The organism is Mycobacterium sp. (genome assembly GCF_035499775.1).
In the GTDB taxonomy this organism is placed as follows: domain Bacteria; phylum Actinomycetota; class Actinomycetes; order Mycobacteriales; family Mycobacteriaceae; genus Mycobacterium.
This window is the reverse complement of the sequence record NZ_DATJYB010000065.1, coordinates 1-9,323: the sequence shown is the minus strand read 5'-3', so window position 1 is coordinate 9,323 and position 9,323 is coordinate 1. Positions and strand designations below refer to the sequence as shown.

The 9,323-nt window shown below is 66.0% G+C and carries 8 protein-coding genes and 2 pseudogenes; 7 read left to right on the top strand and 3 right to left on the bottom strand.

Annotated elements, in window-relative coordinates; translation table 11 throughout:
• The 4 genes and pseudogenes from VML93_RS04295 to VML93_RS04280 form a co-directional block, all read left to right on the top strand.
• Positions 1 to 201: pseudogene (locus tag VML93_RS04295) on the top strand (IS630 family transposase); the annotation flags it as partial.
• A 766-nt stretch (positions 202 to 967) separates the two neighbouring features.
• Positions 968 to 1,093: pseudogene (locus VML93_RS04290) on the top strand (transposase); the annotation flags it as partial.
• 86 nt (positions 1,094 to 1,179) lie between these two features.
• Positions 1,180 to 1,947, top strand: coding sequence for a DUF1684 domain-containing protein (locus tag VML93_RS04285; protein WP_325608023.1), 768 nt, complete (start codon positions 1,180 to 1,182; stop codon positions 1,945 to 1,947).
• Positions 1,948 to 1,995: 48 nt separating this feature from the next.
• Entirely contained in the window at positions 1,996 to 3,213 is a 1,218-nt protein-coding gene (locus tag VML93_RS04280; protein WP_325608021.1) for a GNAT family N-acetyltransferase, read from the top strand.
• 22 nt (positions 3,214 to 3,235) lie between these two features.
• On the opposite strand, the gene VML93_RS04275 is transcribed toward VML93_RS04280, so the two are convergent.
• Positions 3,236 to 3,862, bottom strand: a complete 627-nt coding sequence (locus VML93_RS04275; RefSeq protein ID WP_325608019.1) for a hypothetical protein — start codon at positions 3,860 to 3,862, stop codon at positions 3,236 to 3,238.
• Between the two features lie 245 nt (positions 3,863 to 4,107).
• On the opposite strand from VML93_RS04275, the gene helR reads away from it, so the two are divergent.
• The 3 genes from helR to VML93_RS04260 all read left to right on the top strand — a co-directional run bounded on the left by helR (position 4,108) and on the right by VML93_RS04260 (position 7,528).
• Entirely contained in the window at positions 4,108 to 6,294 is a 2,187-nt protein-coding gene (gene helR / locus VML93_RS04270) for an RNA polymerase recycling motor ATPase HelR (protein WP_325608017.1), read from the top strand.
• 129 nt (positions 6,295 to 6,423) lie between these two features.
• Positions 6,424 to 6,999 carry a hemerythrin domain-containing protein gene (locus VML93_RS04265; RefSeq protein ID WP_325608015.1) on the top strand — a complete coding sequence of 192 codons (576 nt, stop codon included), beginning with the start codon at positions 6,424 to 6,426 and terminating at the stop codon, positions 6,997 to 6,999.
• Between the two features lie 28 nt (positions 7,000 to 7,027).
• Complete coding sequence (locus VML93_RS04260; RefSeq protein ID WP_325608024.1) at positions 7,028 to 7,528, top strand: nuclear transport factor 2 family protein; 501 nt, start codon at positions 7,028 to 7,030, stop codon at positions 7,526 to 7,528.
• A gap of 13 nt (positions 7,529 to 7,541) precedes the next feature.
• Here the strand turns inward: VML93_RS04260 and VML93_RS04255 are convergent, their stop codons facing one another.
• Both VML93_RS04255 and VML93_RS04250 read right to left on the bottom strand, forming a co-directional pair.
• Entirely contained in the window at positions 7,542 to 8,591 is a 1,050-nt protein-coding gene (locus VML93_RS04255) for a sulfate/molybdate ABC transporter ATP-binding protein (protein ID WP_325608011.1), read from the bottom strand.
• A gap of 16 nt (positions 8,592 to 8,607) precedes the next feature.
• On the bottom strand, positions 8,608 to 9,323 hold a 716-nt coding region (locus VML93_RS04250; protein WP_325608009.1), incomplete at its 5' end, for a sulfate ABC transporter permease.

Genomic DNA, 9,323 nt, shown 5'->3' with positions numbered 1-9,323 from the left:
ACGCTGGAGACCACGCCGCCGGATGCCACGCAGTGGTCGACGCGGTCGATGGCCACCCACCTCGGGTTGAGCCAGTCGATGGTCTCGCGGGTATGGCGGGCATTTGGATTGGCGCCGCACAAGCAAGATTCGTGGAAACTGTCCAAGGATCCGCTGTTCGTGGCGAAGGTCCGCGACATAGTGGGGCTTTACCTGGATCCCCGTGCGCCGCGAGGCGCTGATGATTTGAGTGGAGGTGAGAGACCTTCGCCGCCGGGCCTGTCGTAGCAGGAACGGTGAAGCTGAGGGAGGCCCGATCCGGGAGGTGCCGGAGAGGGCGGGAGCAGCCCTGACAACGCCGGGACGTGCCAGCATCGCCAGATGGGGCGGGTCCGGCAAGCGTGATGAAGAGGAGTACGCAAGGAACCAGCGTGATGACGTCCCTCGAAAGGTGCCTGTCGGCCGTGCATCCAACGCGGTTTGTCGGGCTGGGCTCATCGTCGGCCGATCGGGTCAGGGCGAGACGGAGCCGTCGTAGTACTCCGAGCCGGGGAAAGCCCGTGCACAGGGGGAAGGGCGGCAGCGGTTGCGAGAAGGAAGGATGCTGTAATGCCGAAAGACGCGCCGGTGAATGTCGGCGCTCCCGACCAGCCGCCCTCGTTAGGGCACTGGTCACGGGTATCGCAGATGCAGATCAAGCTTCACCGTTGGGCTGCGGCCGATCCTGGCCGCAGGTTCGATGACCTGTTCAATTTCGTGTGCGACCCAGCGACGCTGTTCGTGGCGTTCGGGCGGGTCGCGGGCAACCATGGGGCGAATACTGCTGGCATAGACGGCCTAACGGCCGCCCATGTCGAGGAAGTCGTCGGGGTGTCCGGGTTTCTGGACGATCTGCGAACCTGTCTGAAGGATGGTTCGTTTCGGCCGTTGCCGGTGCGGGAACGCAAGATTCCCAAGCCCGGTGGGTCGGGAAAGCTGCGAAAGCTGGGTGCCCGCCGACCTGGACAGCCATGTCGTCCTAGACAACGCCTCGACACACAAGACACCGGCGGTAAAGCGTTGGCTAGCAGCGCATCCACGCTTCGTGCTGCACTTCACCCCGACTAGCAGCAATTGAGTCCGGGAATGAAGTGACGCGGCACCAGGTTGCTCTGCTTCAGTACCTCAAAGGACCGCCGGCCGTTAGGACCAATCGAGACCATGACCAGCACAGCGGATATCGCGGCAGAAACGTTCGAAACAGCGTGGAATCGTTGGCACCAGGAACGGGAGCGCTACTTCGGCGACCCGCTCGGTTGGGTGAGCTTGACCGGTTTGTATTGGCTCACTGACGAATTCGACAGTGTCGCGGACCTGCCCGGGCGTTGGCGAGCGGACGCCGATGCCGTGTACGTCGAGGGTATCGAAGGAACCGACCGGCTCGAACCCGTCGAAGGTGCACCCGGAGTCCTCGTGGACGTGGGAGATCGGCGTATCGAGGTCATCCGTCGCACCGGCTCGGCCGCGTTGCGGGTGCATGACCCGAAATCGCCGCACCTGCGCACGTACCGCGGCATCCCCACCTACGCACCCAGCGAACAATGGCGCGTCGCAGGCACGTTCACGCCGTACGAGCAGCCGAAGACCGTTACCACCGGCGCCGTCGTCGAAGGACTCGAGCACCACCTCAACGCCGTTGGCGTTGTCGACTTCGATCTCGGTGGTGCGCCGTTGCGGCTCGTCGCCTTCGGCAGAGCAGACGGTGAACTGCACGTCCTGTTCAGCGATGCCACCAGTGGCGTGACGACACACCCCGGGGTCAGATCGCTCTCGATCGCCGAGCCGGACAGCGACGGAACTGTAACACTGGATTTCAACCGGGCGTCAAACTTGCCGTGCTCGTTCACCGACTATGCGACGTGCCCGGTGGCGCCGGCCGAGAACAGGCTGTCCGTGGCCATCGAAGCCGGCGAGAAGAATCCGCGCTGAGCCGCTGCCTGTCGAATCGGCGCCGAAGCCACGCGACATGATGGCTCCATGACGACGCAGATCCGTGTTCTCGAGAATGAGGGCGACCTCATCGCCGCGGTCAACCTGTTTCGCACCGCGATGGTCGGGTTCCCACGGATGCCGAACCTGCCACCCGGCCAGATCTCCAAGCTGCTCGAACCTGGCCGCACCATCGGCGCGTTCGTCGACGGACACCTCGTCGGCACCGCCGACGCCCAGACGTGCGGACTGACGCTTCCCGGCGGAGCGATTGTCGACCACGCGGGCGTGACGCACATCGGAGTGCTGCCGTCATTCACCCGACAGGGCATCGCCACCGGCCTGGTGCGTCAGCAATTGCGCGACTTCGCCGCACGGGGCGAGGTGGTCGCGACGCTGCGCGCTTCCGAGGCAACGATCTACGGTCGCTACGGATACGGCGTGGCCAGTTCATGCCAGAGCGTCGAGGTGCAGACGGCGCGCGCCGCGCTGCGCCCGGGCGTCGGGGGCGGCGGCCGGGTGCGACTGCTGGACCCCGGCGACAGGTGGGACGTCCTGCCCCGGATCTACGCCGAGAACCGTTCGCCCCGCCCGGGTACCGTCGACCGTGCGCCGGTTTGGTGGCAGGGCGCGCAGATGCGCGCCGCAGCATCCCCGGGGGCTTCGTACGTCGCGGTGCACGGGGAACGGGGATCCGAGTCCGGGTTCGCCCGCTACCACCCCATCGACACCGAACAGTGGTTCATCAGCAACCAGCGCAGCGTCGTGGTCGAGGATTTCTTCGCGCCCACCACCGAGGCCTACCTCGGACTGCTGCGTTTCCTGTTCGGGCTGGATCTCGTTGACCGCGTGGTGTTCTGGATGATGCCGGTCGACGATCCGCTGCCCTTGCTGCTGATCGATCGGCGTGCCGTCAAGGTCACCGCGAAGTATGACGAAACGTGGCTTCGCGTCGTCGATGTCCAGAAGGCGCTTTCGGCGCGCCGATACGCTGCGGACGCGTCGGTCACCATTGTAGTCAATGACCCACTGCTGCAGGACAATTCGGCCAGCTTCACCATCACGGGCGACGGTGCCGAACCGACCAACCGGCCGGCACAGCTGCGCGTCGGTATTGAGGGACTCGGCGCCGTTCTGCTCGGTGGGACGACCTGGCGCAGCCTCTCGGTTGCCGGCATGGTGCAGGCCGAGGATCCAGCGGCACTCGTCAAGGCCGATCAGCTGTTCGCGGTGCCCGACGCACCATATGCGGGATTCTTCTTCTAGCCGCTCAGGGCTGTCACACGCGTTATGCCGCAACACCTTTGCGCGAGATCGGGGCGTCGCTCAGCCCGGCCAGACGGCGCCACGAGCGGATGGCGCCGCGGGTGACTTCCACGATCTGGGCGGCTCCGGCTTCCTGGTTTGCCAGCCGGTGAGCGCGCAAGGCGTTACCAGTTACCGCATCCAGCGTCTGCCAGTCATCGCTGTGAACCAGTGAGGTCGACTGGTACGCGGCCCGCACCGCATACCGTTGAGCGCAAGGCGGCATCGCGGCGCTGACCCGTTGCGCGGTGCGGGCAGCACGGTCCCAGGCGGTGATCGGCGGGGTCTCACCCGGGGTGAGTCTGCGATGTAGCTCGGCGATGTCTGAGATCGCCTCGGCCGCAGTTGTTCTGGCGTATCGAATCACCCACCGTGGACCGGTCAGCAGTCTGACCACCCAGGCGTGCATGACGACGTCGGATACATCAGCCGTCCCTACCGTTAGCCAACCCAGGTCGAGCACCACCAGACTGTCCTGCGGCGACAGGTAACCGTCAGGTCCGGCCAGCTGGTCGTTGCACAACTGGACGAAGGAAGCCAGCGGTCGGGCCGAGGTCGCCGGGAAGTCGGTGATCTGCGCGTCGCCGTTGATGTATGAAATGGCGTTCATGGCGCAGCCTTTGCCCGAACCTGACTCGTGAGATCCCCTGGCCAGTCTCAATGGATGGGTGATGTGGTCGAGGTCCATGACGTGCTTCCCATCTGACGGAAGTCTTGCCTCGTCGCGAAACGTGCGCAGATAACGAAGGGAAGGAGGCCGACGGCCCCTTCCACTTCCAACCCTATCGCGCACCGGGGGGCTTGCGGCAAGACCCTGGTCATGGCGCACAATCGCTGCGGCGGGAATGGGGGAAGGTGTCGGCGCAAGGGTACGAAGACGAGTTGCGGTCCGAGCGGAGCTACGTGGCCGGTCTCTACGCGCGGCTCGACGCCGAGCGCGCGCGGCTGAAGGGTAGCTACAGCGCCGCGCTACTGGAAGACGGCGGGACACTCTTGGAACGGGACGTGGAGGTGCGCGCGCTGGCTCGCTCGGTCAAGCGGCTGGACGTGGCGGACCACGGGCTGTGTTTCGGTCGGTTGGACGCCCTTTCGGGAGAACACCTCTACATCGGCCGGATCGGCATCCTCGACCCGGACAACGAGTACGAACCGCTGTTGCTGGATTGGCGGGCGCCGGCGGCACGCGCGTTTTACGTCGCCACCGCCGCGAGCCCGGAGAACATGCGCCGGCGCCGCCAGTTCCATACGCGCGGGCGTCGGGTGCTCGATTTCACTGACGAGGTCTTTGGCCGCCCCGGTTCCGGGGAGCGTGGGGATGCCGCACTACTGGCGGCCGTCAACGCGCCGCGCGGTGACGGGATGCGCGACATCGTCGCGACGATTCAGGCCGAACAGGACCAGATCATTCGGCTCGATCACTCGGGGGTGCTGGTGGTCGAGGGTGGCCCGGGCACCGGCAAGTCCGTGGTGGCGCTGCACCGCGTCGCGTACCTGCTCTACACACAGCGGGATCGGTTCGAGCGCCAAGGTGTGCTCGTGGTCGGGCCCAGCGAGGCATTCCTGAACCACATCGGTCGCGTCCTTCCGTCGCTGGGTGAGTCCGAAGTGGTGTTCATGACCACCGGCGACCTGGTGCCCGGTCTTCGTGTCACCGCCGAAGACGCTCCGGAAGTCGCGCGGCTCAAGGGCTCGCTGAAGATGCTGGACGTGCTCGCGGCGGCGGTGGCCGATCGGCAACGGCTGCCGGCAGATCCGCTGTCGATCGAACTGTCCGACATCACGGTGCGAATCGACGCCGAGACGGCGGAATGGGCAAGGGAAGAGGCGCGGGCGAGCGGGCGACCGCACAACGAGGCCCGCGCGGTGTTCCGCGAGATCGTCAGCTGGGTACTGACCGAAAGAGCGATAGCCCGGATCGGGCGCGGCTGGCTGACCCGCGAGGACCGCACTGCCTGGGAGCAGCTGCGCGAGGACTTGATCAAGGAGCTCGCCGACAACGCCCACTTCATCGCCGCACTCGACGAACTCTGGCCGATATTGACGCCGCAAGCGCTGTTGGCGTCGCTCTACACGTCCGCCGACCGGTTGGCAGCGGCAGGCGCCGATCAGGTGCTGTGGCGTCCCGATGGTGAGGCCTGGACGGTGTCGGACGTGCCGCTGCTCGACGAACTGGTCGACCTGCTGGGCCGCGACAAGGCCGCCGAACAGGCCGCCGAGCGGGAACGGAAAGCCGAGGCCGACTACGCCGCCGGCGTCCTGGAACTCATGGTCAGCCGCGAGGAGCTGATGGACGACGAGGACCAGTTGCTGGCCCAGGACGTGCTGAATGCGGAGGAGCTCGCCTACCGTTTCCAAGAGCGCGATGCGCGCGAACTCGCCGAACGCGCCGCCGCGGACCGCGACTGGACGTACGGCCACGTGGTGGTCGACGAGGCCCAGGAGCTGTCCGAAATGGACTGGCGGGTGCTGATGCGACGCTGCCCGGCCCGGTCCTTCACGGTGGTCGGCGACCTCGCCCAGCGCCGGTCGGTGGCCGGAGCGAGATCGTGGGACACGATGCTGGACCCGCACGTGCCCGGACGCTGGATCTACCGGTCACTGTCGGTGAACTACCGGACCCCGGCGGAGGTCATGGCCGTCGCCACCGCACTGCTCGCCGAGTTCGCACCGGGCGTCAAGCCACCCGAGTCGGTCCGCGCGTCCGGCGTCCCACCGTGGTCCCGGCGGGTCACCGAGGATGAACTTCCTTCTGCCATAGCGGAATTCATCCGGGATGAAGCCGCACACGAGGGCACCAGCGTCGTGATCGGGCCATCGGATGTGCCGGGGGCGGTGCCGCCGTCGGAGACCAAAGGACTGGAGTTCGACGCCGTCCTGGTGGTCGAGCCAGAGCGAATACTCGCCGACGGCCCGCGCGGCGCGGCCGAGCTCTACGTAGCCCTTACCCGCGCCACCCAACGCCTCGGCGTCGTGCACTGCGACCCGCTGCCGCAGGCCCTGACCGGACTCACCGAAACAGCGGCGCCAACCCCGTCGGCATAGCGGTCCGCGAGCGACCGCAAACTGCCACGCTTTTCGGCGTGTCGTTGTACGGATACGCACGCTCGCCAGGCGTTCCACGGTGTTTACGATGGATGGGCATATCTGCGATCGGGGAGGCTCGGAGTCGGAATGGCGGACATCACCGAATTGATCCTTGCCGACCATGACTGGTTCCGCGAACAATTCGCCCAGCTGGACTATCTGCAAGCGCAGACACCGGTCGACCGCGGCGCACTCGAGCGGGTATGGCGTCCACTCGGAGACAAGCTCGACGTGCACGCCTACATCGAAGAGAAGATCTTCTACCCGCAACTGCTGAAACGGGGCGGCGACGATCCCGAAGGCGAGACGCTGGATGCCATCGGTGACCACAACGACATTCGCGACGGAGTACGGGACGCCAACGCGGCGCGGGTCGGGACTGACCAGTGGTGGGCGGCGGTCGGCCGCACCCGAGTAGCCAACGACGACCACATGGGCGAAGAGGAACGCGAGGGACTGTCGGACTTTCGTCGCCACGCCCCGATCGGGCTGCGCGTAGCACTCGGGCAGCAGTACAGCGAGTTCATGGCTCAGCACCCGACCACAAAGGGATTGGCGATCGTCGACCGCGACCCGCAACGCTACGTCGAAAAGATGGAGAACACCCCGCGATCCAAGCCCCCGGACTATTCGCTCGGTATTGGCAGCCTGAAAGGCAAATGAATCCGTATGGGCAGACAACGAAAGTGACATCGTCGCGATCACCCAGCTGGTCAACCTCTACGGGCTGGCGGTGGACAGCCAGCGATGGGAGCTATTCGACCGGATCTTCGACACAGATGTGAATGCCGACTACGGTCCGACGTCGCACTGGACCGATCTTGCTCAGCTCAAGGCCGACTTCGCGGCTTTTCACGATCCCTTCGATTCCACCCAGCACAGCATGTCCACCCATGTCGTCCACGTCGACGGGGACCGCGCACACAGTTTCTGCAATGGCGGCTGGCGCCTGGTACGCCGGGCCGCCGGGAGTGACCCGCTGTGGGACCGCACCGGTTGGTACGACGACACCCTGGCGCGCACCGCCGACGGCTGGCGGATCACGCGCCGAATCTGTCGTATCACTTGGTGGACCGGCAATCCGCTGGTCAACGGAACGATCCCGGGGGTGAGCTTCGATTTGACCACCACCGTGCTGCGACACGAGGCTGATGCCGGGCGCGTCGGTGTTCTGAGTGAGCCGAGTCGCTGAATATCCGAGCTGCTCACGCAGACGTCAGGGTGATCTCATCCTGGTCACCGGCGCGCTCACGACCTATGGGCGGTACCCGGGTGGCCCGTACGTAGACGGTGTCGCCTTCGCGCAATGCCAGCGCCTCGGCGTCGCCGCGGGTGATCTGCGCGGTGAACGGCCCTCCGCTGGCGGCGCTGGTCAACTCCACCCGCACTTCGAAGCCGAGGGTGACCACCCGGTCGACCGTGGCGGGCACCACGCCAAGGGATTCCGCGGTCCCGTCCCCGCCGGCCACGGCCAGCTCCGGATTACGGCCCACCCGGATGTCGTGCGGACGCACCAGGGCGCCGTTGAGCACCGACACGGCGCCCAGGAAAGACATCACGAATGCGTTCGCCGGGGCGTCGTAGACGTCGGGCGGGGATCCGACCTGTTCGATGCGGCCCTTGTTGAGCACCGCGATCCGATCGGCGACGTCGAGCGCCTCGGTCTGATCATGAGTGACCAGCACCGTGGTGACGCGGACCTCGTCATGCAACCGGCGCAGCCAGCTGCGCAGGTCCTCGCGCACTTTGGCGTCCAGCGCACCGAACGGCTCGTCGAGCAGCAGCACCTCCGGGTCCACCGCCAGTGCTCGGGCCAACGCCATGCGCTGCCGCTGGCCGCCGGACAGTTGGTTCGGGTAGCGGCTCTGAAACCCGCTGAGCCCCACCACTTCCAGCAGGTTGTCCACCTTCTCCTTGACCGCGGCCTTGGGCCGCCTGCGGATCTTCAACCCGTAGGCCACGTTGTCGCGCACCGTCAGGTGCTTGAACGCCGCGTAGTGCTGGAACACGAACCCGATCCCGCGGCGTTGCGGCGGCACCCGGGTCACGTCGCGACCGTTGATGGTGATGGTGCCGGTGTCGGGCTGATCGAGCCCGGCGATCGCGCGCAGCAGCGTCGACTTGCCCGACCCGCTGGGACCCAGCAGCGCCGTCAGCGAACCGGTCGGTACCACGAAGTCCACGTGATCCAGCGCGACGAAGTCGCCGTAGCTCTTGTACGCATCGCGCACAGTGATCGCATGGGTTTCCGTCATGATTCGTATCTCCTTGTCACGCCTGTTTGTTCGCTCTTACCCGGCGAAAGTGCAGAATCGCCTTGACGATCAGGAACGTGATGGCAACTCCCATCAGCAGCGTCGACAGCGCGCAGGCGCCGTACTCGGAGCCGCGCTGGTAGCGGTCATTGACCAGCAGGGTCAGCGTTTGCGTTTTCCCCGGCAGGTTGGACGACACCATGATGACCGCGCCGAATTCGCCGAGGACACGCGCGGTGGTCAGCACGATGCCGTAAGTCAGGCCCCACCGAATCGAGGGCAGCGTGATCCGCCAAAACGTCTGCCACCAACTGGAACCCAGTGTCGCCGCCGCGTCCTCCTGGTCGGTGCCCAACTCGACTAGCACGGGCTGGACCTCGCGCACGACAAACGGCATTGTCACGAAGATGGTGGCCAGCACGATGCCGGGCACGCCGTAGATGATCTTGAACCCGAGGTTTTTCTCCACGAACCGCAGCGCGCCCGCCGACCCCCACAGCGCGATCATGGCCACACCCACGATGACGGGCGAGACCGCGAACGGCAAGTCGACAATCGCCTGCAGGATGCCCTTTCCACGAAATCTGTTGCGCGCGAGAACAAGTGCAGTAGACACACCGAAGATCACATTCAGCGGCACCACGATTGCCACCACCAGCAGCGACAAATGCAGTGCCGATATCGCCGCGGGCGTAGTCACCCAGCCGTAGAACTGGCCTAAGCCGGGCCGGA